This window comes from Streptomyces flaveolus, assembly GCF_014648815.1.
GTDB classification, from domain to species: Bacteria; Actinomycetota; Actinomycetes; order Streptomycetales; family Streptomycetaceae; genus Streptomyces; species Streptomyces flaveolus.
Genome location: NZ_BMRV01000011.1, coordinates 19,872 through 46,345, shown reverse-complemented (window position 1 = coordinate 46,345; position 26,474 = coordinate 19,872). Strand labels below are relative to the sequence as shown.

Genomic DNA, 26,474 nt, shown 5'->3' with positions numbered 1-26,474 from the left:
CGGGCTCCCGGTTCGATCCGGGCCTACTCGGTCGCCGTGGGCCGCCGCGAGGCGGCCATCGCGTCGCGCACGTCGGTGAGCGGGCGCAGCCGGTAGGTGTACGTGTAGTCCCGGTCGGCGAACAGCTTGAACTCGTCGTGCGTGTGCGCGCCCCAGCTGTTGTCACCGCCCACGCCCATCTGGCGGTGGTTCAGCCGCAGCACGACCTCGTCGCGCGGGGTGAGCTGGTAGTCGTGGCGTACGCCGGCCGACAGGTCCTCCGGTGTGAAGTGGGAGGCGTTGGCCTCCAGCAGGGGCTCGCCGGTGGCGAGCAGGCCCGCTCCGCGGGAGTCGGTGAGCGCGATCCAGCGGACGTCGGTCCTGTTGCCGTTCTCCTGCGGGCGGATGTAGGAGGTCCACTGCTCGGCGACGGTCCCGGAGTACAGGCCGACGTCGGAACCGGTGTTGCGGTCCCAGTAGTTCTCGTCGGGTCCGCGGCCGTAGTAGTGCAGCCGGTCCAGGCGGCCGGGCAGCAGGAGCAGGGTGCCGACCTCCGGGATGTAGGGCAGGTTCGCGGCGCCCGGGTGCAGGGTGTTGTCGACCTTGATCTCGGCATTGCCGAACACCGTGTAGGTGGTGGTGTACGTCGACTCGGTGGTGGTCGGCAGGGTGCCGCTGACCTTGATCTCGACGGCCCGGTCGCCCAAAGCCCGCACCGCGACGTCCGTCACGGTGCGGCGGGCGCCGGCGTCGCGCCAGGTCTGGTTGCGGGTGTGCTGGCCGTTGCCCTTGTCGTTGTCGGTGGGCGCCCGCCAGAAGTTGGGCACGGGCCCGGAGGTGATCAGGCGGGTGCCGCCGGCCTCGTAGGAGGTGATGGTGCCGCTGCGCTTGTCGACGGTGACGGAGAAGCCCTTGCCGCGCACGGTGACGTCCTGGTCGCGGTCGTCGTGGCGCAGGGCGGGGACGCTGTCCAGGCGTGCGGGGGTGACGGCCGGGCTGCCGGCGTCCAGCGGGATCTGCTGCCGGGCCACCTCGAAGCCCGCCTCGGCCCACGGCGTGGCGTCCTTGGTGGTGAAGGAGAGCTGGAGGAAGTACTCGGTGCCCGGGTCCGGGTCGTCCGGCAGGCGTACGGGGACGGTGATGTCCTTGCCGGACATCGGCGGGACGTCTCGCTGGTCGCGGGTCAGTCTGCCGTGCCGCACGACCTTGCCGTCGGCGACCAGTTCCCACCGGGCGTCGAACTCGCGGAGGTCGGTGAACAGGAATTCGTTGGTGAGGGTGACGGCTCCCGGTGCGCCGCCGGGGACGGGAGCGGCGTTGATCGCCTGGTAGACGTGCTTGACCTCGGTGGCCTTGCCGGTGTGGCCGCGGTCGGCGGTGACGATGCCGTCGGCGACGAAGGCGCCGTCGTTGGGGTTGTCGCCCCAGTCGCCGCCGTAGGCGAGGAAGGTCTTGTCCTTCGGCCGCTTCGTCACGGTCTTCACGGTGGCCGCGTCGAACCAGAACCGCACGCCGCCGTCGCCGGGTCCGCGCCCCTCGGAGGCCAGTTCGGCGCCGGTGAGGGCGCGGGCGTAGACGCGGGCGCGGCGGACGGTGCCGCTGAACTCGCGGGTCTGGTTGTCGGCGTCGGTGGCCAGGGAGAGCGGCGCGGTGTTGCTGCTGGGGCGCCGGTCGGTGGTGCGGGTGGCCTTCGCCTCGCCGTCGACGTACAGGGTCAGGGTGCCGGCGTCCGCGTCGAAGACGCCCGCGACGTGGTGTTCGCGGCCGGTCCAGTCGTCCGGCACGGTCCAGCTCGCGGTGATCCACTGGCCGGCCGAGTGGATGAAGAACTCCAGCCTGCGGTCGGTCTGCTTGAGCGCGTACTGGGTGTCGCCCTTGGCGAGGATGGGCTGGTGGTAGCCGGTGACGTGCGGGGTGACCCAGGCCTCCAGGGTCAGGGAGCCGGTGAGGTCGAGGCTGTCGTGGCGCTCGAAGACGGTGATGCCGGACAGGCCCTTGTCCCGGTCGAGGGTGCCGCGGGTGGCGAGGATCTCGCCGCGCAGCCCGGCCGGGCCGGACTCGGTCAGCAGGGTGCGGGCCGGGACGGGCGTGTACAGGGACTGGTCGACGAAGTCCCAGATCCAGCCGCCCTGGAGGACGTCGTACCGGCGGACGATGTCCCAGTACTTCTTGAAGTTGCCGGTCGAGTTCCCCATCGAGTGGGCGTACTCGATCATGACGTAGGGCCGCGTGTCGGAGGTGTCCTTCGCGCGCTGCTCGACGCGCTGCGGGCTGTCGTACATCTCCGAGCGGATGTCGCTGATGCCGGGACGGTCGTCGCCCTCGTACTGGATGACGCGGGTGTCGTCGTAGGAGCGGATCCAGTCGTGCATGGCCGTGAAGGTGCTGCCGCCGCCGGCCTCGTTGCCGAGGGACCAGATGACGACACAGGCGTGGTTCTTGTCGCGGTGGACCATGTTCTGGGCGCGGGCCACGCAGGCCGCGGTCCAGTCGGGGTGGTCGCCCGGGTACTCGCCGCGGATGCCGTGGGTCTCGAGGTTGGTCTCGTCGACGAGGTAGAGGCCGTACTCGTCGGCGAGTTCCAGCCAGTACGGGTTGTTGGGGTAGTGCGAGGTGCGGACGCTGTTGATGTTCATCCGCTTGATGATCTTGATGTCCTCGACCATGTCCTCGCGGGTCAGCGCCGTGCCGCGCACCGGGTGCATCTCGTGCCGGTTGGTGCCGCGGAAGGAGACGGGCCTGCCGTTGATCCGCATCAGCCCGTCCTTGAGCGCGAACTCGCGGAAGCCCACCCGGTGGGAGAGGGTCTCCACGACCTTGCCGGACGGGTCGCGCAGGCGCAGGACGGCGGTGTAGAGGTACGGGTGCTCGGCCGACCACAGCTTCGGTGCCGGTACGGCCTTGGCCGCGCTCACGGTGACGTCCTCGCCGGCGCGGACGGTGCCGAGGCCGGTGGACTGCTGGAGCGGCCGGGACCAGACGGCGTGGCCGCGCGCGTCGTACAGCTGGGTCTCCACCGTGTACCGCCCGGCGCCGTCGCCGCCGTACGCGCGCACGCTCGCGGTGACCTTCAGCTCGGCGTCGGTGTAGGTGCCGTTCAGCGGGGTGTCCAGCTTGAAGTCGCGCAGGTGCACGGCCGGGGTGGAGTAGAGGTAGACCGAGCGGAAGATGCCGCTCAGCCGGATCATGTCCTGGTCCTCCAGCCAGTCGCCGTCGGAGTAGCGGTACACCTCCACCGCGATCTGGTTGGTGCCCGGCTTCAGGTGGTCGGTGATGTCGTACTCGGACGGGGTGTAGGAGTCCTCGTCGTAGCCGACCAGTTCCCCGTTGATCCACACGTAGTGCGCGGACTTGACGCCCTCGAAGTGGAGGAAGGTGCGGCGGCCCGTCCAGTCGCGGGGCACGGTGAAGGTGCGCCGGTACTGGCCGACCGGGTTGTAGCGGGTCGGCGCGGCGGGCGGCTGCGGGTCCTCGCCGAGGCCGTTGGGTCCCCAGTACGGGTAGGTGATGTTCAGGTAGATCGGGAAGTCGTGGCCGTGCGTCTGCCAGACGGACGGGACCGGGATGGTGCCCCAGTCGCTGTCGTCGGTGTCGGTGCGGTGGAAGTCGGCGTCCCGGTCGTCGGGGCGGTCGGCGTAGGCGAACTTCCAGGTGCCGTCGAGGCTCAGCCGGTAGGGCGAGCGGGTGCGGTCGCCGGCCAGGGCCTGTCTCACGTCCGCGTACGGCATGAGCGTGGCGTGCGGCGGCTCGGTGCCGAGCCGGAAGACGCCGAAGTCGTTCCACTCGGGGGTTTCGTCGGCCCCGGCACGCCGGCCGGCCGCGAGCGCGGTGACCGGCGACGCGGACAGGGCGAGCGCGCCGAGGAGGGCGGCGCCGCCCTCCAGGAGACGGCGGCGGCTGACGACCGGTCGGTGGCGGGGGGCCGGGGTACCGGCGGGTGACACGGGCGAGTGCGGCATGACCGTGGCCTTCCGTGTGGCTTCGGGGGCGGCTCAACGCACGGTGCTGCACCGGCCGTCGACGGTGGTGCGGATGCCAACTGCCGGTGATGGAGCGGCTACTGAATCAGGGTCACCCTAGGACTCGAACACAACCGAATCAATTACCCCGTCGGACTTTGTTCGTTCCTGATGGACGATGGCCGGCCCCGCCTTGCGGGGCCTGGGTCAGAGCACGACGCGGTAGTGGGTGGTCAGGCGCCGGTCGTCGCCCAGGACGTGGAAGGCGAGGCCGGGCGGCTGGTCGCGGTCGGCGGGGAGGTCGCCCTCCCAGGGCATGCGCAGGGTCCAGGTGACGGCCGGTCCGACGATCAGGGGGCGGGCGGCGAAGGCCGAGGCGGCGGCCGTGTGGGCGTGGCCGGTCAGCACGGCGACGACCTGGGGGTGCGCGTCGAGCAGGGCGGCCAGCCGCTCGGGGTTCTCGAGCATTCCCGAGTCGGGCAGGGGGTGGTGGAGCTCGACCGGCGGCTGGTGGAAGGCGATCAGCGCCGGGGTGTCCTGCGGCAGTCCGGCGAGCCGGGTGTCGATCCAGTCGAGGGTCTCGGCGTCGAGGCGCCCTTCGTCGCGGCCGGGGATCGTGGAGTCGCACATCAGGACGGCGGTCCCGCCGACGTGATGGATCCGGTTGACCGGGGACGCGTCCGGGCTCTCGCCGAGCAGCGCCTTGCGGTAGGCGGGGCGCACGTCGTGGTTGCCGGGGCAGGTGAGCACCGGGAAGGGGGCCTCCAGGATGCGCGCGGCCTCCTCGTACTCCGCCTCGGCCCCGTGGTCGGCGATGTCCCCGGTGACCAGGAGGGCGTCGACCGGGCGCGGCAGGGCCCGCAGGTGATCCATGACGCGGGTGGCACGCCGGGTGGCTCTCTCACTACCGTCCAGGTGCAGGTCGCTGATCTGTGCGAGCAGCACTGACATGAACCGTCCTCCCCATGAGCGGCCGTCGCCGCAGTTCCGGGCCGGCACGGGGTGTCCCACCCGGCCGGCACTCTCACGGTAATTCTCGTTTTTCCGTTAGGGACTCTAGGGTGTGCGGAGGCACATGATCAAGCAGGTCCCGCACAGGCCCGGAAGGAGACGGCGATGAAACGTTGGCCGGCACTGGAGTTGGCGGGCACGATCCGCCATGACGGGGAGGGCGGCGTCACCGACGACCTCGCCACGGTCCGCGGAACGGCCCAGTGGATCGAGGCCCGGGCCGACCTCCCGGCCGACGGTGTCGCGCCCGGGCAGACGACGGTGGACGAAGCGCTCCGGAGCGAACTCGTCGAGCTGCGTCGCGCGGTCCGTGCGCTGTTCGCACGGGCGGTCAGTCCGGCGCCCCCGAGTCGGGCGGACGCCGCAGCCCTGATGCCGGCCGACCGGGCGGTGGCCCACATCAACGCCGTGGCCGCCCGTGAACCGGTCGTTCCGCAGCTGGACTGGCCCCCGGAGGGAGCCCCCTCCGCCCGTCTGCGGCCGGTGGAGGACGACCCGGGGACCCGGCTCCTGGCGGCCCTGGCCCGTGCCGCCGTCGACTTTCTGAGCGGCCCGGAGCGCGAGCGGTTGCGCGCCTGCACCGCGCCCCGTTGCGTGCGCTACTTCGTCAAGTCCCACGGGCGGCAGGAGTGGTGCAAGCCGTCCTGCGGCAACCGCGCCCGGGCGGCCCGCCACTACCGTCGCCGGCACCCGGGCCCCGGCGACGGCGGCACCGCTTCGTGACGGCGCTCAGGCGGCCTGGACGCCGGCGACGCCCGCCTCGATCACGAACGACTTGTCGGTGCGGACCGGGGCGCCGGGGCGGGTGACCCGGTCGATCACCCGGTAGTCGGCGGTGTACCGGTCCCGGGACACGGTGCAGCGCACGTACCCGCGGCGGTCGCTGTAGTACTTCAGGTGCGGGTTCTCGTCCCAGTAGACCCGGCCGGGGTCGTGGGAGCCCGTGCCGTCACCGTTCGAGGTGATCGACGTGGTGACGAACTCGGTGCCCAGCAGCCTGGTCCCGGGGCGCTCGAAGTCGCGTCGCAGGTCGTTGGTCCAGTTGGTGTGCACGTCGCCGGTGAGCACCACGAAGTTGTCGATGCGGCGCTCCTCCACGTAGCCGAGCACCCGGTCGCGGGAGACGCGGTAGCCGTCCCAGCCGTCGTTGTAGCCGCCGTCGTCCGGTCCGGCGAGGGCGTCCCAGTTGGCGAAGTAGATCTGCTGCGGGACCACGTTCCAGGTGGACCGCGAGCGGGACAGGCTGCGCTCCAGCCAGGCGTGCTGCTCATCGCCGAGGATGGTGGCCTTCGGGTCCCACTGCTCGGGGCCGGAGACCTGCCACTTGTCGCCGTACGGCTGGTCGGTGCGGTACTGGCGGGTGTCGAGGACGCTGAAGGTCGCGGTGGAACCGAACTCCAGCCGCCGGTACAGGGGCAGTGCCGTGTCCACCGGCTTGCGCAGGCGGCGCAGTGGCATGTGCTCCCAGTAGGCCTGGTAGGCGGCCCTGCGGCGGGCGGCGAAGCGGGCGGTGGTGTCGTTGCCCTGGGCGGGGTCGCCGTTCTCCGGGGTCGGGCCGGCGTAGTTGTTGTCGGTCTCGTGGTCGTCCCAGGTGACGACGAACGGGGCCGTCGCGTGCAGCAGCCTGAGGTCGGGGTCCGTCTTGTACTGGGCGTGCCGCCGGCGGTACTCGTCGAGGGTGTTCATCTCGTCGCCGGCGTGCGTGCGGACCTTGCCGTTGGCCCCGGCCGCGTACTCGTACAGGTAGTCGCCCAGGTGGAAGACGACGTCCGGGCGTTCCTCGGCCATGTGCCGGTACGCCGTGAAGTATCCCTGCTCCCAGTTCGCGCAGGACGCGAAGGCGAACTCGACGGTGGGCGCGGTGCCCGGTGCCGGGGCGGTGCGGGTGCGGCCGACCGGGGAGAGCGCGGTGCCGGCGCGGAAGCGGTAGTAGTACTCGTGGTGCGGCAGCAGGCCCCGCACATCCACGTGGACGGTGTGCGCCTCCTCGGGCCGGGCGTGCTCGACGCCGCGCCGGACGACCCTCCGGAACCGCTCGTCGAGAGCGACCTCCCACCGCACCGGGACGGGGCGGCGCGGCATGCCGCCGTCGGGGCCGAGCGGCTCGGGGGCGAGGCGGGTCCACAGCACGACGGCGTCGGGGAGGGGGTCGCCGGACGCGACGCCGAGCTGGAAGGGGTCGCCGGGGACGCGTGCCGGGGCGGCGGCGACGGGTGCGGCTGCGGTGCCGAGCAGCACCGCACCGGCGCCGGCGGCGCCCGCGAGTCCGAGGAATCCCCTTCTCCCCAGGGGACTGCGGGAGTTGCGGGAGCTGTCCGTGCTGATGCGCGGCGTGGTCATCGAACCTCCAGAGGACGGTGGCCGGACGACAACCAGGCAAAAGGCGCCGGATGAACCCCGACTGGTGACCCCGTGGACCGGACTTGACCGTTACATGTCGAGCGGGTCCGGGCCCAGGGCGGACCAGTGGACCGTCCGGTCGCACCAGCGGTCGAGGAGGGTGCGGTCGTGGCCGACGGCCAGCAGTCCGGCGCCGGTGGCGGCGCGGTACTCCTCGACCACGGCGACGAGGGCGGCGGTGGTGGACGCGTCGAGCATCGCGGTCATCTCGTCGCAGACCAGCCAGCGCGGCCGCAGGACGAGGGCGCGGGCGAGGCAGGCCCGCTGCAGCTGGCCGTCGCTGACCTCGTGGGGGCGCCGGTTCAGCAGGTCCGTGGTCAGCCCGACGGTGGTGGCCAGTTCGGCGACCCGTCCGGCGAGGCCCTCGCGCCGGCCGGTGGCGCGCAGCGGTTCGGCGATCAGGTCGGCCAGCGGCAGCCGGGGGTCGGCCGAGAGGCGCGCCTGCTGGAAGACGACGCCGAAGGCGGTGCGCTGGGCGCGGGGTGCTCGGTGGCGCCAGCGGCGTACGGGTTCGCCGTCGAGCAGCAGGGTTCCGGAGTCGGGGCGGTGCAGCAGGGCCGCGACGCGCGCGAGGGTGGACTTGCCGCAGCCGCTGGGGCCGAGCAGCCCGACGGACTCCCCCGGCCGGATCGTCAGGGAGACGTCGCGGACGACCGGTACGTTCCTGACGTAGCCGGCGGTGACGGCGCGCATTTCAAGCACGGTCGGCCGCCTCCCTGAGCGCGGCGTGCGGATGGTGGCAGGCGACCGTGCCGGCCAGCCGCGGCAGGCTCGCGCAGGCGTCGGTCGCGCGGTCGCAGCGGGCGGCGAAGGCGCAGCCGCCGGGGAGGTCGCCGAGTTCGGGCGGCAGGCCGGGGATGGGGGTGAAGGCCCGGTCGGGCAGGGCTTCGAGCAGGCCCCGGCTGTAGGGGTGGCGGGGGCCCGGCGTGCCGAAGAACGCGGCGGCGTCGGTCAGTTCGACGATGCGGCCGGCGTACATCACGGCGATCCGGTCGGCGATGCGTTCGGCCGCGGTCAGGTCGTGGGTGATCATCAGCAGGGCCCGGTTCCCCTCCCCGTCCCTGTCGACATGTCGCCGAAGTTCGTCGACGGTGCGCTCCACCAGGTCGCGGTCGAGTCCGGTGGTCGGCTCGTCGGCGAGCAGCAGCGGGGCGTCACCGACGAGGGCGAGGGCGGTGGCGGCGCGCTGGGCGAGGCCGCCGGAGAGCTCGTGCGGGTGGTGGTCCAGGTGGCCGGCCGGGAAGGCCGCGCGTGCGGCGGCCTGCTCCGCGGCACCGCGCAGCGCCGCGCGCCCCCGTACGCCGGTGAGTTCGGCGACCGTCTCCTCCAGCTGGGAGCGGATGGTGCGCACGGGCGTGAGGTGGGCCGCCGGGCTCTGCGGGACGAGGCCGATGCGGCGGCCCCGTACGGCGCGGGAGAAGGTCCGTTCGTCGGCGGTGAGCAGGTCGAGGTCGCCGAGCAGCGCGCTGCCCGCGGTCTGCGCGTTGCCGGGGAGCAGGCCGAGGAGCGCGGAGACCAGGACGGACTTGCCGCAGCCGCTCTCGCCGATCAGCGCGAGGCACTCGCCGGCCGCCACGTCGAAGTGCGCGTCCGTGACGGCCGCGACGCGCCGCCCGCCCGGCATGAGGAAGCGCACCGACAGCCCGCGCACCGACAGCACGCAAGTTCGCTCGGTCACAGCATCAGCTCCGATCGGCGGCGGGGGTTGATCCGCTCCCGCCAGGCCCCGGCGAGACCGGCGACGGCGAGGGTGGGGACGATGATGAACAGGCCCGGGAAGAGCGTCGGCCACCACTGCCCGGCGAGCAGGGAGCCCCGCGCGCCCTGGATGAGGTTGCCGAGGCTCGCGGTGTGGGTGGGCAGGCCGAGCCCGAGGAAGGACAGCGCCGACTCGTGCCACATGGCGTGCGGCACCATCAGTACGGCGGCCAGCGCGGCCTGCGGCAGCACGCCGGGCAGCAGGTGCCGTACGGTCACCCGCCACCGGGAGGCGCCGCCGGTGACCGCCGCGTCGATGTAGGGGCGCGACCGCAGGGACAGCACTTCGGCGCGCACGATGCGGGCGGTCGACAGCCAGTGGGTGAGCGCGACCGAGATCACCACCGGCCACACGCCCGGCCGGAACATGGCGACGATGAAGATGCCGAGCAGCAGGTGCGGCACGGAGGAGAACGCGTCGACCACGCGCATCACGGTCCGGTCGACCCAGCCGCCCAGCGCCCCGGCCAGGGCCCCCACGGCGGTGCCGACCACGGTCGCCGTCAGCGCCGCGGCCACTCCCACGAGGAGGGAGACGCGCAGTCCGTACACGCAGCGCAGCAGCAGGTCGCGGCCCACGTCGTCGGTGCCGAAGGGGTGCTCCGGGCTCGGCGGTCGAAGCTTGGCGGCCAGGTCGACGGCCTGCTGGTCGAGCTGGACCAGCGGCGGCACCAGCAGCACGGCGAGGACGGTCACGGCCAGCACCGCGGCCGAGGTGCGCAGCCGCAGGGCACGGGTGGAGCGACGGGCCGCGCCGTACGACCGCCAGGCGGCGGTGGGCCGCGCGGTCGTCTCGGCCACCGGGTCGGCCACGGAGTCAGCCATGGGAGTCACATTTCACTGAGCTTCACCCTCGGGTCGAACAGTCCGTACAGCAGGTCCGCGAGCAGGTTCCCGGCGAGGACGGCGGCGGTGGCGAGGGTGGTCAGGGCGGCCAGCAGCGGGAAGTCGACGGCGGTGGCCGCCTCGACGGTGGCCGCCGCGATGCCCGGCCAGCTGAAGACGCTCTCCACCAGCAGGGCGCCGGTGATGAGTTCGGGCACCCGGGAGCCGATCAGGGTGAGCACCGGCAGCAGTCCGGAGCGCAGGGCGTGGCCGAGCAGGACGGTCCGCTCGCCGAGGCCGCGGGCGCGGGCGCCGCGCACCGGGTCCTCGGCCAGGGCGTCGCCGACGCCCTGGCGTACGTACAGCGTGAACCAGGGCAGCTGGGAGACGGTGAGCACACCGGCGGGCAGGACGAGGTGGCTCGCGACCTGCCCCGGGGTGACCTGTTCGCTGGCGGTGTCGGTCAGGCCGCCCGCCGGGAGGACGTCCCACTGGAGGGCGAACAGCCACACCGCGAGCAGCGCGGTCCAGAAGACCGGCGCCGCCTTCAGGGAGTAGGCGAGCGAGGTGACGGCGCGGTCGAGCATCGAGCCGGGGCGGCGGGCGGCGAGTACGCCGAGCAGCGTGCCGGCCAGCACGGCCGCGGCGAAGGCGACGGCGCACAGCAGGGCCGACCACACGAGGCGTTCGCCGATGACCTGCGTGACCGGCTGCCGCATCACCGCGGAGTGGCCGAGGTCGCCGGTGAACGCGGAGGTCAGCCAGTGCCACCAGCGTGCGACGAAGGACTGGTCGACGCCGAGGTTGTCCCGCAGCCGGTCCAGGGTTTCCTGGTCGGCGCCGAGGGCGGCGGTGCCGGCGTACGCCTTGACGGGGTCGAAGGGGGAGGCGGCGGCGACCGCGAAGACGCCGAAGGTGACGACGAGGACGACGGGGACGGCGAACAGGGCCCGCCGTCCCGCCAGGCGCGCCATTCCTCCCCAGGGGAGGCGGCTCATGTCCTGGGCTGCCAGTCCTCGATGTTCCACCAGGGGCCGCTGGCGAACCCGTGTTCGTGCGGCTCGAGTTGGGTGGTCAGCCCGTCCCAGCGGTCGGCGAGCACGTAGAGGTGGTCGATGTGGGTGAGGAACGTGTAGCCGGGATCGGTGACGAGCGCGTGCTGGATGCCGGTGTAGGCGGCGCCGCGCGTCTTCGCGTCCTGGCCGCGGCGGCCCGCGTCGAGTGCCTGGTCCACCGCCGGGTTGTCGTAGCCGGCCATGTTGTTGAAGCCGTCGTTGGCGAGGGAGGAGTGCAGCAGGGTGTAGAGGCCGAAGTCCGGGTCGCCGACGCTGCCGAAGCCCGCCAGCACCGCGTCGTTCTTCATGCGCGGCTCGATGACCTCCCAGGTGGCGCTCTCCACCTTCACCTCGATGCCGGCCTTCTTGGCGTCGGAGGCGTAGGCGAGCGCGTGGTCCTGGCGGACCTTGTCACCGGAGGGGTAGTACAGGGTGAACTCGGCGCGCTGTCCCTTCCTGGCACGGATGCCGTCGGAACCGGGCTTCCAGCCGGCCTCGTCCAGGACGCGCTCGGCCTCGGCGAGGTCACGGGGGCGCTCGATGTCCCGCGCGTACCAGGGGTCGTCCGCGGGCAGCGGCCCGTACGCGGGCGTGCCGGCCCCATCGAGGATCTTGTCGACCATGGCCCGGCGGTCCACGGCGGCGTCGAGGGCCTGCCGGATCGCGCGGTCGCCGGTCACCTTGTGGGCGGTGGGCAGGGTGACGGCACGGAAGTCGTAGGACTTCGCCTCGTAGGTGCGTCTGCCGTCGTCGTTCTTGAAGGTGGCGGCGAGGTTGGGCGGCAGGACGGCACCGTCGAGGTCGCCGGAGCGCAGCCGGGTGGCGCGTACGTTGTCGTCGGCGATGACCGCCATGGTGAAGGACTTCACCGCGGGCTCGCCGCCCCAGTAGTGCGGGTTGGCCTTGAAGGTGAGCTTCTCGCCCTTGCTCCAGTTCGCGAGGACGTACGGGCCGGTGCCGACGGGCTCGGTGTTGAAGTCCCCGGTGTTGGGGTCCTGTTCGCCCGCGATGTGCTCGGGGACGATGGGCAGCACGGTGCGCGCGGCGAAGGGCGCGTACGGGTACTTGAGGGTGAAGACGACGGTGTCGTCGCCGCTCGCTCGGACGTCCTTGACGGCGTCCAGTTCGCTGCGGGCGGTGTTGTTGGTCTTCGCGTCGAGGACGGTGCGGTACGTGTAGACCACGTCGGCGGCCGTGAGCGGTTCGCCGTCGCTGAACTTCACGCCGTCGCGCAGGGTGAAGGTGTACGTCCGGCCGCCGTCGGCGACCTCGGGGAGCGCGGCGGCCAGGGCGGGCTTCAGCTTCAGATCGGCGTCGCGGGCGAGGAGCCCGTCGAAGATCTTGGAGTTCCCGTCCTTGCCGTAGCCCAGCAGGGGGCTGAGGGTGTCCGGTTCGGAGGCCACCCCGATCACGACGGACTCCGCCGCCTCGGCGCCACCGCCTGTTCCGCCCCCCGGTGCGGAACAGGCGGTGACGCCGGCGGCGAACGCCGCCGCGGCGGCGGCACTTCGTATCCGACGGGTCGTCATGTCTCCCCCACGCTTGTTGTCGGTGCGCCGCTATTGCACATCAGTCGCAACAGCGGCGTCAAGCCAGGTGGGGAGGCACTCCGAGAGGGGCGCGAGCGGGGTTCGGGTCCGTCAGCCGACCCGCCTCGCGAACGCCTCGTACGCTCGGGCGTCGAACAGGACGAACCGGGCCTGCGTCACCGACGTCTCGGTGTCGCGTACCGTCTCGACGGCGATGCGGGCCGCGTCGTCCAGGGGCCAGCGGTAGACGCCGGCGGAGATGGCCGGGAAGGCGACCGTGCGGGCGCCCAGTTCGTCGGCGACCCGGAGGGACTCGCGGTAGCAGGAGGCGAGGAGGCCGGAGCGGTCCTCGGTGGCCGACCAGACCGGGCCCACCGTGTGGATCACCCAGCGGGCGTCCAGGTTGCCCGCGGTGGTGGCGACCGCCCGGCCGGTGGGCAGGCCCTTGCCGAGGTGGCCGGCACGGAGCTTGCGGCAGGCCTCCAGGATCGCGGGGCCGCCGCGCCGGTGGATGGCGCCGTCGACGCCGCCTCCGCCGAGCAGGGAGGAGTTGGCCGCGTTGACGATCGCGTCGGCGCTCTGGCGGGTGATGTCGCCCTGCACCAGCGTGATGGTGGTCATGTCTGCCTCAGTCTTCGCCAGACGGCCTTCGCCGCGTTGTGTCCGGACATGCCGTGCACCCCGGGGCCCGGCGGGGTGGCCGACGAGCAGATGAAGACGGCCGGGTGCGGGGTGGCGTACGGGAACAGGGAGAGCTTGGGGCGCAGCAGGAGCTGGAGCCCGGAGACCGCGCCGGAGGCGATGTCCCCGCCGACGTAGTTGGCGTTGCGGGCGGCGATCTCGGGCGGGCCCGCGGTCGCGCGGGCGAGGACGCGGTCACGGAACCCGGGGGCGAAGCGCTCCAGTTGGCGTTCGACCGCGTCCGTGAGGTCGCCGGTCCAGCCGTTGGGCACGTGTCCGTACGCCCAGAAGACGTGCTTGCCGGCCGGGGCGCGGGTGGGGTCGACGACGCCGGGCTGCACGGTGATGAGGAACGGCCGGTCGGGCGCGCGGTCGGTGCGTGAGGCGGCGTGCAGGGCGGTGCCGATCTCCGTGCTGTCGGCGCCGACCTGCACCGTGCCGGCGGTGCGGGGGGCCTCGGCCGTCCACGGGACCGGGCCGTCCAGCGCGTAGTCGATCTTGAAGACGCCGGGCCCGTACCGGTAGTGCTCGTAGTAGTTGCCCAGGCCGGCGATGCGGGCCAGGGCCGTGGGCGAGGTGTCGAAGACGTACGCGCGTGCCGGCGGCAGGTCGTCGAGGCGCTTGACCTCGTAGTCGGTGTGGACCGTGCCGCCGAGGTCGGTGAGGTACGCGGCGAGCGCGTCGGAGATGGCCTGGGAGCCGCCGCGGGCCACGGGCCAACCGCGGGCGTGGGCGGCGAGGGCGAAGACCAGGCCGATGGCACCGGTGGCGAAGCCGCCGAGCGGGGCCATGACGTGCGCCACGAGACCGGCGAAGAGGGTCCTCGCCTTCTCGTCGCGGAAGCGGCGCATCAGCCACGTCGACGGCGGCAGGCCGACCAGGCCGAAGCGGGCGAGGGTGACCGGGTCGCGGGGCAGTGCGGTGAGCGGCAGGGACATGAAGTCGCGGGCCAGCATGTCCCACCGGGGCAGGAAGCGCTCGACCAGCCTGCGGTACGTGCCCGCGTCGCGCGGGCCGAAGGAGGCGGCGGTCTCGCCGACCGACCGGGACAGCACGGCGGCCGAGCCGTCGGGGAACGGGTGCGCCATGGGCAGCTCGGGGTGCAGCCACTCCAGGCCGTACCGCTCCAGGGGCAGGGCGCGGAACGCGGGTGAGTTGACGCCGAGCGGGTGCGCGGCCGAGCACGGGTCGTGGCGGAAGCCGGGGAGGGTCAGCTCCTCGGTCCGGGCGCCGCCGCCCACGGTGTCCCGCGCCTCGAAGACGGCGACGGAGAAGCCGCGGCGGGCCAGCTCCACGGCAGCCGTCAGTCCGTTCGGTCCCGCACCCACCACGACCGCATCGAGCATCGACGGCACCTTCGGACTCCTTCGTCAGCCGATGGCCACTCGGGGTCAGGATATGCCGGGGCAGTGACACGCCCCGGCCGCGGGTGACGGCCGGACGGCCCGGCCGCCGCTGCCCGCGGGGTCAGGCGGCTTCCCCCGCGAGCAGTGCCACCACCCGCCGGGCCGTGGCCGCGTCGCGGGCCGCGGTGAACGGCAGATCGTTGTCACCGGTGATGCGGAAGGGTTCGCCCGTGCGGGTCAGGTGGGTGCCGCCCGCCTCCTCGACCAGGAGGAGCCCCGCGGCGTGGTCCCAGGCCGCCTCCCAGGAGAACGCCGTGGCGTCGGACTCGCCGCGCGCGACGGCGAGGTACTCGAGGCCCGCCGAGCCGCAGGCGCGGGGTGCCACGCCCGGGGTGCGCAGGCTGAGCAGGGCGCGCTTCTGCTCGTCCGTCGTGTAGTCCGGGTGGGAGGTGGCCACCCGCAGGTCGTGCCCGGGCTCGGGCGGCCCGGCGTAGAGCCGCTCGCCGTCCAGGAAGGCTCCCCGGCCCCGGACGGCCGTGGCGAGCCGGTCGTGGGCGGGCGCGTAGGTCCAGGAGGCGTGCACCACCCCGCGGTGTGCCAGCGCGACCAGGGTGCAGAAGCCGGAGTCGCCGTGCACGAACTGCCGCGTCCCGTCGACGGGATCGACGATCCACACCGGCGCTTCGCCCCGGATCGCGTCGTACGAGGCGGGGTTGGCGTGCACCGCTTCCTCGCCGACCACGACCGATCCGGGCAGCAGGGCGACCAGTGCCTCCGTCAGATACCGCTCGGCCTTGCGGTCGGCGTCCGTCACCAGGTCGTGCGGGCCGGACTTCTGGTCGACCTCGTGGGCCGCGAGCCGGCGCCAGCGGGGCATGATCTCCTGGGCGGCCGCCTTGCGGACGGCCTCCTCCACGTCGTCGACGTGCCGGGCGAGAAACTCGTCGATGGTTTCGTTGTTCTCGATCATGACTCCATGAGAGCACGCGCCACTGACAATCCTCACCCGGGTGGTGCACTCCGGGTGGAATCGGCGTGAACACGTGGCCGGCTCAGCGCCCCACCGCGTACCCCTGTGCGCCGCGCGGGTTCGCCGCCGCGGACAGCGTCCCGGTCCGCGGGTCCCGGGCGACGGCGCACAGGCGCCCCTCCGACCAGGGCTCGCCGACGGTGACGTCGTGGCCGCGGCGCCGCAGCTCCTCGACGACCTCCGCGGGCGTCCGGGACTCCACGGTGACGCTTCCCGCCCGCATGCCGCGCGGGAAGAAGGAGCCGGGGAAGCTGTCGTTGTGCCAGTTCGGGGCGTCGATGGCGCCCTGGAGGTCGAGGCCGCCGCGCACCGGTGCGCGCAGGGCGACCGCCAGGAAGAAGTGCAGCTGCCACTGGTCCTGCTGGTCCCCGCCGGGCGTGCCGAACGCCATGACGGGCACCCCGTCGCGCAGGGCGATGGACGGGGTGAGGGTGGTGCGCGGCCGGCGGCCCGGGGTGAGCGAGTTCGGCAGGCCCTCCTCCAGCCAGGTCATCTGCAGGCGGGTACCGAGCGGGAAGCCGAGTTCGGGCACGACGGGGTTGGACTGGAGCCAGCCGCCGCTGGGCGTGGCCGAGACCATGTTGCCCCAGCGGTCCACGACGTCGAGGTGGCAGGTGTCGCCACGGGTGCCGCCGTCGGCGTCGACGGCGGGCTCGCCGGGCACCGGGGAGGCCGGGCCCTTGGCGACGGTCGGCTCGCCGACTCCGAGGGCGTCGAGGCCCTCCCTCTCGACGGCCGCCACACGCGCGTGGGCGCTGAGCCGCGGGGTGCGCCCGCCCGGGCCGCCGGGCCGCAGCTCGTGGGAGGCCTTGTCCCCGACGAGCTCGCGCCGGGCCGCGTTGTACGCCGGCGACAGCAGGTCGGCGAGCGGCACGTCGGCCGCGTCGTCGGCGTCCCCGTACCAGGCCTCCCGATCGGCCATGGCGAGCTTGCAGCCCTCGACCAGCAGGTGGACGTAGTCGGCGGAGCCGTACCGGGGCAGCTCGGGCGGGAGCAGCGCCAGCTGCTGGAGCAGGACGGGGCCCTGGCTCCAGGGGCCGGCCTTGCACACGGTCCAGCCGTTCCAGTCGTACGTCGCCGGCGTCTCGTAGGACGCGGACCAGCCGGCGAGGTCGGCGGCCGTCAGGGTGCCGGTGTGGCGCCGGCCGCTGGTGTCCAGGGTGGGCCGGCCGGCCTGCCGGACGAACGCCTCGGCGACGAACCCGGTGCGCCAGACCTCCCGGGCCGTCTCGATCTCCGCCTCCCGGTCGCCCGCCCCGGCGGCCTCGGCGAGCAGCCGCTTCCACGTGGCGGCGAGGGCGGGGTTGCGGAACAGCTCGCCCGGGCGGGGCGGCCGGCCGCCGGGCAGGTAGATCTCCGCCGAGGACGTCCACTCCGTCTCGAACAGCTCGCGGACGGTCTCGACGGTCTCCGTGAAGCGCTCCACGGGCGGGTGCCCGTGCTCGGCGTAGCCGATGGCGTACTTCAGTACGTCGGCGAGGTGCTTGGTGCCGTGGTCGCGCAGCAGGAGCATCCAGGCGTCGAAGGCGCCGGGCACGGCGGCGGCGAGCGGGCCGGTGCCGGGCACGAGGTCCAGGCCGAGTCCTCGGTAGTGGGCGACCGTCGCACCGCCCGGGGCGACGCCCTGCCCGCACAGCACCCGCACCTCACCGCCCGCCGGCGCGAGGAGTATCGGCACCTCTCCGGCGGGCCCGTTGAGGTGCGGTTCGACGACGTGCAGGACGAACGCACCGGCCACGGCGGCGTCGTAGGCGTTGCCGCCGTCCTCCAGTACCGCCATCGCCGACTGGGACGCCAGCCAGTGGGTGGAGGCCACCATGCCGAAGGTGCCCTGGAGGGTGGGTCGGGTGGTGAACATGGGGCCTCTCACCTCTCGGTCGGGCAGCGTCGAGCCAGCAGGCTACCGATCGCCCCGCGTCCCCGCTCCCCCGCCCCGACGCTTCCGCTCCGGGCCCGGCGGCCCACCGTCCCGGGTACGACGAAGGTGTCTGCTGCGACCGGATGCGGTACTGCCTCCGTCGGAGACCTCGCAGACCGGCGTCCGGGGAGCCGGCCGGTGACCTCGTGGCGGACGCGGGAGACGACGGCCGGATCCCGGTCCACGTCCCGGACGGCCACCCGGGCCGGATCGAGGAGGCGGGTGCCGGGCACGAGGAGCGCGACGTCCTCCCGCGGGCGGGCCGGCGGGGCGGATGCTCCGCGGCGAGCCGTGGGTGCCGCCGGCGGGCGGGCCTTCAGCCGCGCTCGTCTTCCCGCACCGACGTGGCCGGCACCGCCCGGCGGCAGGCGAGGAGGCCCATGGTGAGCTCGTCGCGGTCGAGGTCGCGGCCGATGAAGACGACCTTGCCGGTACGCGGCTCCCTGCCCCAGGACGAGGCGGGCCGCAGCTCGGACATCCGGTGCACGCCCTGGAGGACGAAGCGGCGGGGGTGGTCGTCGAGCGCCACGATGCCCTTGAGCCGGTACAGGTCGGCACCCCGGCGCTCCGCCAGCTCCCCCAGCCACTTCTCCAACGCCGCCCGGTCCAGGGCCCCGTGGAGCTCGACGCTGACCGAGGTGACGCCGGGGTCGTGGTGGTGGTCGCGCTCGTCCAGCCAGCCGGGGTCGACGGCCATGGTGTGGGACAGGTCGAACGCGCCGATCCCGAGGACGGCCGTCAGGTCGACGTCGGCGTGGCTGGAGGTGATGATCTCGGCGGTGGCGTTGATGCCCCGCAGCCGGGTCTTCAGGGCGCGGACCCGCTCCTCGTCGACGAGGTCGACCTTGTTGAGGACGATCCGGTCGGCGAAGGCGATCTGGTCGACGACCTGGTGGCCGACCCCGTCGCCGGTGGCCGTGTCGAGGTGGTCGGTGACGTGCTTGGCGTCGACGAGGGTGACGATGGCGTCGAGTGCGTAGTGCGCGGCGACGTCGTCGTCCACGAAGAACGTCTGGGCGACCGGGTTGGGGTCGGCCATGCCGCTGGTCTCGATCAGGACCCGGTCCACGCGGTCGTCGCGCCGGCGGAGGCTGCCCAGGATGTCGATCAGGTCGGTGCGGGCGGTGCAGCACAGGCAGCAGCCGTTCGACATCTCGAAGATCTCCTCGTCGGAGTTGACGACGAGGTCGTTGTCGATCGGGATGTCGCCGAACTCGTTCTCGACGACCGCGATGCGCTGTCCGTGCTGCGCGGTGAGGATGTGGTTGACCAGGGTGGTCTTCCCGGCTCCGAGGAAGCCGGTCAGGACGGTCACCGGGATCTTCGGCACGGCATCAGGGTCCCGGCGAGCGCGGAGATCGTGCTGGAGGGCGTCATCGACCCCGGGCTGCGGGCCGACGAGGGACCGTTCGGCGAGTTCTCCGGCTACTCCTCCGACCGCTCCACGCACAACGTCCTCACCGTCGAGACGGTGCTGCGCCGCCGCGACGCCCTGCTGCTCGACGTCGTCGGCGGGAACACCGCCGAGCACCTCAACCTCGCCCGCATCCCCCGCGAGTCGGAGATGGCGGAGAAGCTGCGGGAGCGCTTCCCCGAGGTGACCGCCCTGCACTACCCCACCTCCGGCACCCACTTCCACGCCTACGTCGCGCTGCGCCCGAGCCGCCCCGGCCAGGCACGGCAGGTCATGCTGGGCCTGCTGGGCTGGGACCCGTACCTGAAGACGGTCGTGGCCGTCGACGACGACGTGGACGTCACCCGGGACGAGCACGTGCTCTGGGCGCTGGCGACCCACCTGCAACCGCACCGCGACGTGTTCGTCGTGGACGGGCTGCCGGGCAGCCCCCTCGATCCGTCCTCGACGGCCGACGGCACGACCTCCCGCATGGCGCTGGACGCCACCCGGGGACCGGGGTTCGACGGCGTCCGGATCACCGTGGCCGAGGACAGCCGCCGGACCGCGCGCCGTCTGCTGGGCGACGGGACCGGATGACCGGAGGGACCGCCGGGGAACATCACCGTCCGCCCCGCTGTTGCCTCCCATGTGCGGAGACGGAGGCGGAACGGTGCACGGTGAGTACAAGATCCCCGGCGGCAAGCTGGTCGTCGTGGACGTGGAGGCCGAGGACGGGGTGCTGCGGCACGTGCGCGTGGCGGGCGACTTCTTCCTCGAGCCGGACGAGGCGCTCGACGCCGTGAACCGTGCGCTGGAGGGCGCCCCGGCCGACACCGACGCCGCGGGACTGGCCGCGCGGATCGACGCGGCCCTGCCCGAGGGCACCGTGATGTACGGGCTGACCTCGGAGGGCGTCGGCATCGCCGTGCGCCGGGCCCTCGCGCACGCCACGGACTGGACGGACTACGACTGGCAGCTGATCCACGAGGCTCCGCAGCCCCCCGCCCTGCACATGGCCCTGGACGAGGTCCTGACCGCCGAGGTCGCGGCCGGCCGCCGCCCGCCGACGCTGCGGGTGTGGGAGTGGGGCTCCCCCGCGGTGATCATCGGCAGCTTCCAGTCGCTGCGCAACGAGGTCGACGCCGAGGCCGCCGAGCGCCACGGCGTCGAGGTGGTGCGCCGGATCTCCGGCGGCGGCGCCATGTTCGTGGAGCCGGGCAACACGATCACCTACTCGCTGTCCGTGCCGGAGGCGCTGGTGCAGGGCCTGTCCTTCCAGGACAGCTACGCCTACCTCGACGACTGGGTGCTCGGCGCCCTCGGCGACATGGGCATCCGCGCCTGGTACCAGCCGCTGAACGACATCGCCACCGACCAGGGCAAGATCGCGGGCGCCGCGCAGAAGCGGATCGTGGGACACGGCGGCAGCCCCGGCGCGGTGCTGCACCACGTGACCATGTCCTACGACATCGACGCCGACAAGATGCTCGAGGTGCTGCGCATCGGGCGGGAGAAGCTCAGCGACAAGGGCATCAAGAGCGCGAAGAAGCGGGTGGACCCGCTGCGCCGCCAGACCGGTCTGCCGCGCGAGACCGTGATCGAGCGGATGATCGCCTCCTTCGGCGCCCGGTACGGACTCACCCAGGGCAAGGTGACCGACGAGGAACTGGCCCGCGCCGGGGAACTGGCCCGCACGAAGTTCTCCTCACCGCGGTGGACGGCCCGGGTGCCCTGACGGGTCCGTCTCCGTCACCGGCCGGGCACGCAGCGAGTTCGCCCTTCCGCCCCACAGGTACTCGTGTGACACTGGCGTCCCCGTCCGCAGTGCGGACCCCTCCGCACCGTCCCCCACGAGAAGTGCGCCGTGCGTTCTCTTCCCCTGCCGCTCGCCCTGACCGCGCGCCTGGCCCCGGTCGCCGTGCTCGCCACGGCGGGCTGGGCGCTGTCGTCCGGGCCGGACACGACACCGGCCGCCGAGGACAGCACGCCGCCCGACGGCGGGCGCCCGTCCGCCTCGGCCCCGGCGACGCAGGCGGTGACGAAGACGTACGCCGCCGCCCCGGCGCCCTGCGGGAGCCTGGCCCGGAAGACGATCACGTCGCTCGTCCCGGGAGCCAGGACGGAGGGCAAGGAGATCCCGTCGACGGACACGAAGGTGCGCCGCACCTGCTCGTGGAACGCGCTCAAGGGATACGACTACCGCTGGCTGGACGTCTCCTACGAGGTGATGGCCTCGGACGAGGCGGCGCGGAAGTCGTACAAGGAGCGGGTCGCCGACCGCAGCGGCGGGGGCGACGTCCCGGGGCTCGGCGACCAGGCGTACTCCGTCGTCAACCTCACGACCGAGGACAAGCAGCAGACCCGGGAGGGCACCGTGCTGGTCCGCGCGGCCAACGCCCTGGTGACGATCACGTACAACGGCAGTGACTTCGAGACCGGGAAGGCCCCCGGCACGGAAGAGATCAACAAGGGGGCCATCAAGGCGGCCAAGGAGGCGGTGGCCGCCCTGCAGGGCGGCCAGGCCGGCTGACCGCCCCGACGGCCTCTCAGCCGGCGGCCCGGTTCCGGGCGCCGGGCAGCATCAGCAGCAGGTAGAGCAGCATCGAGGTGCCGAGGCCCACCGCCCAGCCGTAGTCGGCCAGCGGTTCGAGGAACGGCACGGGCCGGCCGTCGATCAAGGGGTGGAAGTCGGCGCCGCCGACGGCGAGGACACCGCCGGTGACGAAGGCGACGACCGCCCGCCAGTTCCAGCCGCCGGTGTACCAGTAGCGTCCGCCCGCGCGGTACAGGTCGACGAGGTCGAGGCGGGCGCGGCGCAGGATCCAGTAGTCGGCGATGAGGATGCCGGCGACCGTGCCGAGCAGCCCGCCGACCAGGCCGAGCCAGGTGAAGATGTAGCCCTGCGGGTCGGAGTACAGCTTCCACGGGAAGATCAGCACGGCGAGGACGCAGGTGACGAGCGCGCCCGCCCGGAAACTCACCTTGCGGGGCGCGACGTTGGAGAAGTCGAAGGCCGGCGAGACCAGGTTGGCCGCGACGTTCACGGACAGGGTCGCCACCAGGACGGTGACGAGGGCGAAGAGCAGGCCCACCGCGTTGTCCGTCTTCGCGGCGAGCTGCACCGGGTCCCAGACCGGTTCCCCGTAGACCGCCTGCGAGCCGGAGGTCACCATGACGGACAGGAAGGCGAACAGGGTCATGGTGGTCGGCAGGCCGAGGGCCTGGCCGCGGGTCTGGGCCTGCTGGCTCTTGCCGTAGCGGGTGAAGTCGGGGATGTTCAGGGACAGCGTGGACCAGAAGCCGATCATGCCCATGAGGGAGGGCCAGAACAGCTTCCAGAAGTCGCCGCCCCAGCCCAGTTTCGACGGCTGGTCGAAGAGCGGGCCGAAGCCGCCCGCCCGGTCGGTCATCCACCACAGCATCACGAACGCGCCGACCAGGACGAAGGGCGCCGCCCAGTTCTCGAAGCGGCGGATGGTCTCCATGCCCCGGTAGATGACGGCGACCTGGATGGCCCAGAAGATCGCGAACGACAGCCACATGGTCCAGGCGTAGCCGCCGACCGTGCCGGCCTCCGTCCAGCCGTCGCCGATCAGCTTGCCGGCCAGGAAGTAGATGGCCTCGCCGCCGATCCAGGTCTGGATGCCGAACCAGCCGCACGCCACCAGCGCCCGCACGACGGCGGGCAGGTTGGCGCCCCGGATGCCGAAGGAGGCGCGGGCGAAGACGGGGAAGGGGATGCCGTACTTGGGTCCCGCGTGCCCGGTGAGCAGCATCGGGACGAGCACGATCAGGTTGGCCAGGGCGATGGTGAACACCGCCTGTTTCCAGTCCATGCCGACGGCGATCAGACCGGACGCCAGGGTCCAGGAGGCCGTGTTGTGGGCCATGCCGACCCACAGGGCGGAGAAGTTGTACGTGGTCCAGGTGCGTTTGCCGACCGGGACCGGCAGCAGGTCCTCGTTGGCGTACGGGCCGCTCGGCGGAGGGGTCCCCGGGGCGAGCTCCACGCGCCCGTCGGGGAGGGTGACTTGGGCGGACGGCGGTATGGCGGAGGGCGCGGTGTCGGTCATGGGCAGGCCAATCATGCGGTGGGTCGGGAGAGGCCGTGCGGGCGGTGCCGAGGGGGGTGCGCGGGTGCGCCCTGGCCCCCTTCCCGCCGGTGGCGGGAAGGGGGGAGAACCTGGTGGGGTCAGTCGTTGACGGCCGGGATGACCTGGGTGCCGTACGCGTCGATGACGGCTTCCTGTGCGTCGTGCATGTCGTACACGGCGAACTGGTCGACGCCGAGGGCGCGCAGGGCGGTCAGCTTCTCGATGTGTTTCTCGACCGGTCCGATCAGGCAGAACCGGTCGACGATCTCGTCCGGTACGAACTGTGTGTCCGGGTTGCCGCTGCGTCCGTGGTGGGCGTAGTCGTAGCCCTGGCGGGCCTTGATGTAGTCGGTGAGTTCGTCGGGGACGGCGGCGGAGTGCTCGCCGTACTTGGCGACCAGGTCGGCGACGTGGTTGCCGACCATGCCGCCGAACCAGCGGCACTGCTCGCGGGCGTGGGCGAGTGCCTCGGGCGAGTCGTCGGCGGTGACGTAGGCGGGGGCGGCGACGCAGACCGTCACCTCGGACGGGTCGCGGCCGGCCGCCGTCGCGGCGTCCTTGACGGCCCGGACCATGTACTCGGTGAGGTAGGGGTCGGCGAGCTGGAGGATGAAGCCGTCGGCCTCCTCGCCGGTCATCTTCAGGGCCTTCGGCCCGTACGCGGCCATCCACACGGGGAGTTCGGCGTCCGGCTTGATCCAGGGGAACCTGACGACGGTGCCGCCGCCGAGGTCGGCCTCCTCTCCCCTGCCCAGCGCCCGGATGACCTTCATGGCCTCGCTGATGCGGGCCAGGGTGTTGGGCTTGCGTCCGGCGACGCGCATCGCGGAGTCGCCGCGGCCGATGCCGCAGACGGTGCGGTTGCCGTACATGTCGTTGAGGGTGGCGAAGGTGGACGCGGTCACCTCCCAGGTGCGGGTCCCCGGGTTGGTGACCATCGTGCCGACCTTGAGCCTCGTGGTGTGGGCCAGGATCTGGCTGTGGATGACGAACGGCTCCTGCCACAGCACGGCGGAGTCGAAGGTCCAGCCGTGCGTGAACCCGTTGCGTTCGGCCCGTTGCATCAGGCTGACGACACGGGAGGCCGGCGGGTCGGTCTGCAGGACGAGTCCGAAGTCCATGGGCACCGCTCCTAGTTCAGGTACTGGCAGGTGGAGCGCGGGGTGTAGACACCGTGGCCCTTGCGGCCGGTGTACTCCCGCTCGGTGACGACCGGCTCGCCGCGCGAGAGCACGGTCTCCACGCGGCCGGTGATCCGCTTGCCCTCGTACGCCGAGTAGTCGACGTTCATGTGGTGGGTCTCGGCGGACAGGACCTGCTCGGCGTGCGGGTCGTAGACGACGATGTCGGCGTCGGCTCCGGGCGCGATGGTGCCCTTCTTGGGGTACAGGCCGAACATGCGGGCCGGGGTGGCGCAGGCGATCTCGATCCAGCGGCGCCGGCTGATGTGCCCGTCGACGACGGCCTGGTGGAGCAGGTCCATGCGGTTCTCGACGCCCGGCATGCCGTTGGGGATCTTGGAGAAGTCGCCGCGGCCGAGCTCCTTCTGGCCCGTGAAGCAGAAGGGGCAGTGGTCGGTGGAGACCACCTGGAGGTCGTTGGTCCGCAGGCCCTTCCACAGCGCCGCCTGGTGCTCGCGCGGACGCAGCGGCGTGCTGCACACGTACTTGGCGCCCTCGAAGTCCGGCTCGGCGAGGTTGTCGGTGGACAGGAACAGGTACTGCGGGCAGGTCTCGCCGAAGACGTTCAGGCCGTCGTCGCGGGCCCGGGTCAGCTCGGCGACCGCCTCCTGCGCCGACACGTGCACGACGTAGAGCGGCGCGCCGGCGACCTGGGCGAGCCGGATGGCGCGGTGGGTGGCCTCGGCCTCCAGCAGGGCCTTGCGGACCTCGCCGTGGTAGCGGGGGTCGGTCTCGCCGCGGGCGAGGGCCTGCTCGACGAGGACGTCGATCGCGATGCCGTTCTCGGCGTGCATCATGATCAGTCCGCCGTTGCCGGCGGCGCGCTGCATGGCCCGCAGGATCTGGCCGTCGTCGGAGTAGAAGACACCGGGGTAGGCCATGAACTGCTTGAAGGAGGTGATGCCCTCCTCCACCAGCAGGTCCATCTCCTTGAGCGTCTTCTCGTTCACGTCGGAGACGATCATGTGGAAGCCGTAGTCGATCGCGCAGTTGCCCTCGGCCTTGGCGTGCCAGGCGTCGAGGCCCTCGCGCAGGGAGTGCCCGACGCTCTGGACGGCGAAGTCGACGATGGTGGTCGTACCGCCCCAGGCGGCGGCCCGGGTGCCCGTCTCGAAGGTGTCCGCGGCGTAGGTGCCGCCGAAGGGCATCTCCATGTGGGTGTGGCCGTCGACGCCGCCCGGGATCACGTACTTGCCGGTGGCGTCGATCGTCCGCTCGGCCGTGAGGCCCTCGGCGGCCGGGGTGCCGGACGCGGCGAGGGCGGCGACGCGGCCGTCCTCGATCAGCACGTCGGCGTGGATCTCGTCGGACGCGGTGATGACGAGACCACCGCGGATGACGGTACGACTGCTGGTCATGCTGGTCCCTCCTGTCGGGAGCGGTCGGTCAGGGCGCGGTCAGCGGCGCGTACGCGCCCGGCGCCCGGTCGCGGTAGAACTGCCAGCGGTCGCGGACCTCGCGCAGCTTGCCCATGTCGAGGTCGCGGACGACGAGTTCGCTGTCCTTGTCGCTCGCGACCTCGCCGACGAACTGCGCCTCGGGGTCGACGAAGTACGAGGTGCCGTAGAAGTCGTTGTCGCCGTACTCCTCGACGCCGACGCGGTTGATGGCGCCGACGAAGTACTCGTTGGCGACGGCCGCCGCCGGCTGCTCCAGCTGCCACAGGTAGCCGGACAGGCCCCGTGAGGTCGCCGACGGGTTGAAGACGACCTCGGCGCCCTGGAGGCCGAGCGCCCGCCAGCCCTCCGGGAAGTGCCGGTCGTAGCAGATGTAGACGCCGATGCGGCCGACGGCCGTGTCGAAGACGGGCCAGCCGGAGTTGCCGGGACGGAAGTAGAACTTCTCCCAGAAGCCCCGCACCTGCGGGATGTGGGTCTTGCGGTACTTGCCGACGTAGGAGCCGTCGGCGTCGATGACGGCGGCGGTGTTGTAGAGGACGCCGGGCTGCTCCTCCTCGTACATGGGGAGCACCAGGACGATGCCGTGCTCGCGGGCGAGCCGCCGGAAGCGCTCGACGACCGGGCCGTCGGGGACGCGTTCGGCGTAGGCGTAGAACTCGGGGTCCTGGACCTGGCAGAAGTAGGGTCCGTAGAACAGCTCCTGGAAGCAGAGGACTTGGGCTCCCTGGGCGGCGGCGTCGCGGACCGCCTGCTCGTGGACCTGGATCATCGATTCCTTGTCGCCCGTCCATGCGGTCTGGAAGAGCGCGGCACGGATCACTCGGCTCATCTTCGGCCTCCACTCGCTCGGTGTGCTGCGAGCGTAGGGACGGCGGCCGGCCGGTTCGACGGGCACGGTGTCACGTCAGCGGG

The 26,474-nt window shown here is 72.6% G+C and carries 21 protein-coding genes; 4 read left to right on the top strand and 17 right to left on the bottom strand.

Translation table 11 applies throughout. The features are described from left to right. Positions 1-23: 23 nt before the first annotated feature. On the bottom strand, positions 24-3,938 hold the full coding sequence (locus tag IEZ05_RS23805; protein ID WP_189232268.1) for a glycoside hydrolase family 2 TIM barrel-domain containing protein: 3,915 nt from the start codon (positions 3,936-3,938) through the stop codon (positions 24-26). 207 nt (positions 3,939-4,145) lie between these two features. Further along, on the bottom strand, positions 4,146-4,889 hold the full coding sequence (locus IEZ05_RS23800) for a metallophosphoesterase (RefSeq protein WP_189232267.1): 744 nt from the start codon (positions 4,887-4,889) through the stop codon (positions 4,146-4,148). Between the two features lie 165 nt (positions 4,890-5,054). Between IEZ05_RS23800 and IEZ05_RS23795 the strand changes: the two genes are divergently transcribed. Next, entirely contained in the window at positions 5,055-5,672 is a 618-nt protein-coding gene (locus IEZ05_RS23795) for a CGNR zinc finger domain-containing protein (RefSeq protein WP_189232266.1), read from the top strand. A 6-nt stretch (positions 5,673-5,678) separates the two neighbouring features. Here the strand turns inward: IEZ05_RS23795 and IEZ05_RS23790 are convergent, their stop codons facing one another. The 11 genes from IEZ05_RS23790 to IEZ05_RS23740 all read right to left on the bottom strand — a co-directional run bounded on the left by IEZ05_RS23790 (position 5,679) and on the right by IEZ05_RS23740 (position 18,821). Beyond that, positions 5,679-7,289, bottom strand: a complete 1,611-nt coding sequence (locus tag IEZ05_RS23790; protein WP_189232265.1) for an alkaline phosphatase D family protein — start codon at positions 7,287-7,289, stop codon at positions 5,679-5,681. A gap of 90 nt (positions 7,290-7,379) precedes the next feature. Beyond that, a complete protein-coding gene (locus IEZ05_RS23785; protein ID WP_189232264.1) occupies positions 7,380-8,051 on the bottom strand; it encodes an ABC transporter ATP-binding protein in 672 nt (223 codons plus the stop codon). Further along, positions 8,044-9,027 carry an ABC transporter ATP-binding protein gene (locus IEZ05_RS23780; protein ID WP_229869827.1) on the bottom strand — a complete coding sequence of 328 codons (984 nt, stop codon included), beginning with the start codon at positions 9,025-9,027 and terminating at the stop codon, positions 8,044-8,046. The genes IEZ05_RS23785 and IEZ05_RS23780 overlap by 8 nt, the downstream gene beginning before the upstream one ends. After that, the gene (locus tag IEZ05_RS23775) at positions 9,024-9,932 is read right to left on the bottom strand and encodes an ABC transporter permease (RefSeq protein WP_189232263.1); all 909 of its coding nucleotides are present in this window, start codon (positions 9,930-9,932) and stop codon (positions 9,024-9,026) included. Before IEZ05_RS23775 ends, IEZ05_RS23780 begins: the two co-directional genes overlap by 4 nt. 5 nt (positions 9,933-9,937) lie before the next feature. Further along, on the bottom strand, positions 9,938-10,906 hold the full coding sequence (locus IEZ05_RS23770; protein ID WP_189232262.1) for an ABC transporter permease: 969 nt from the start codon (positions 10,904-10,906) through the stop codon (positions 9,938-9,940). A gap of 20 nt (positions 10,907-10,926) precedes the next feature. Next, positions 10,927-12,516 carry an ABC transporter substrate-binding protein gene (locus tag IEZ05_RS23765; RefSeq protein ID WP_189232261.1) on the bottom strand — a complete coding sequence of 530 codons (1,590 nt, stop codon included), beginning with the start codon at positions 12,514-12,516 and terminating at the stop codon, positions 10,927-10,929. Positions 12,517-12,627: 111 nt separating this feature from the next. Beyond that, a complete protein-coding gene (locus tag IEZ05_RS23760) occupies positions 12,628-13,137 on the bottom strand; it encodes an O-acetyl-ADP-ribose deacetylase (protein ID WP_189232260.1) in 510 nt (169 codons plus the stop codon). Next, complete coding sequence (locus IEZ05_RS23755) at positions 13,134-14,543, bottom strand: phytoene desaturase family protein (RefSeq protein ID WP_189232259.1); 1,410 nt, start codon at positions 14,541-14,543, stop codon at positions 13,134-13,136. Before IEZ05_RS23755 ends, IEZ05_RS23760 begins: the two co-directional genes overlap by 4 nt. 121 nt (positions 14,544-14,664) lie before the next feature. Beyond that, positions 14,665-15,513, bottom strand: coding sequence for an inositol monophosphatase family protein (locus tag IEZ05_RS23750; RefSeq protein ID WP_189232258.1), 849 nt, complete (start codon positions 15,511-15,513; stop codon positions 14,665-14,667). 82 nt (positions 15,514-15,595) lie between these two features. Further along, positions 15,596-17,431, bottom strand: coding sequence for a gamma-glutamyltransferase family protein (locus IEZ05_RS23745; RefSeq protein ID WP_189232257.1), 1,836 nt, complete (start codon positions 17,429-17,431; stop codon positions 15,596-15,598). A gap of 376 nt (positions 17,432-17,807) precedes the next feature. Then, the gene (locus IEZ05_RS23740; protein WP_189232256.1) at positions 17,808-18,821 is read right to left on the bottom strand and encodes a CobW family GTP-binding protein; all 1,014 of its coding nucleotides are present in this window, start codon (positions 18,819-18,821) and stop codon (positions 17,808-17,810) included. A gap of 30 nt (positions 18,822-18,851) precedes the next feature. Here IEZ05_RS23740 and IEZ05_RS23735 point away from each other — a divergent pair, with 30 nt between their 5' ends. The 3 genes from IEZ05_RS23735 (at position 18,852) to IEZ05_RS23725 (ending at position 21,417) form a co-directional block, all read left to right on the top strand. Then, positions 18,852-19,484, top strand: coding sequence for a UbiD family decarboxylase domain-containing protein (locus tag IEZ05_RS23735; RefSeq protein ID WP_229869826.1), 633 nt, complete (start codon positions 18,852-18,854; stop codon positions 19,482-19,484). A 73-nt stretch (positions 19,485-19,557) separates the two neighbouring features. After that, a complete protein-coding gene (locus tag IEZ05_RS23730; protein WP_189232255.1) occupies positions 19,558-20,622 on the top strand; it encodes a lipoate--protein ligase family protein in 1,065 nt (354 codons plus the stop codon). A gap of 129 nt (positions 20,623-20,751) precedes the next feature. Continuing rightward, a complete protein-coding gene (locus tag IEZ05_RS23725) occupies positions 20,752-21,417 on the top strand; it encodes a hypothetical protein (RefSeq protein WP_189232254.1) in 666 nt (221 codons plus the stop codon). A 16-nt stretch (positions 21,418-21,433) separates the two neighbouring features. Here the strand turns inward: IEZ05_RS23725 and IEZ05_RS23720 are convergent, their stop codons facing one another. From IEZ05_RS23720 to IEZ05_RS23705, 4 genes are all read right to left on the bottom strand, one after another. Beyond that, entirely contained in the window at positions 21,434-22,960 is a 1,527-nt protein-coding gene (locus IEZ05_RS23720) for an NCS1 family nucleobase:cation symporter-1 (protein ID WP_189232253.1), read from the bottom strand. A 119-nt stretch (positions 22,961-23,079) separates the two neighbouring features. After that, positions 23,080-24,102, bottom strand: coding sequence for a TIGR03842 family LLM class F420-dependent oxidoreductase (locus IEZ05_RS23715; protein ID WP_189232252.1), 1,023 nt, complete (start codon positions 24,100-24,102; stop codon positions 23,080-23,082). Positions 24,103-24,113: 11 nt separating this feature from the next. Beyond that, positions 24,114-25,520, bottom strand: a complete 1,407-nt coding sequence (gene hydA, locus IEZ05_RS23710) for a dihydropyrimidinase (RefSeq protein WP_189232251.1) — start codon at positions 25,518-25,520, stop codon at positions 24,114-24,116. Between the two features lie 28 nt (positions 25,521-25,548). Then, entirely contained in the window at positions 25,549-26,391 is an 843-nt protein-coding gene (locus IEZ05_RS23705; RefSeq protein WP_189232250.1) for a nitrilase-related carbon-nitrogen hydrolase, read from the bottom strand. Positions 26,392-26,474: the final 83 nt, after the last annotated feature.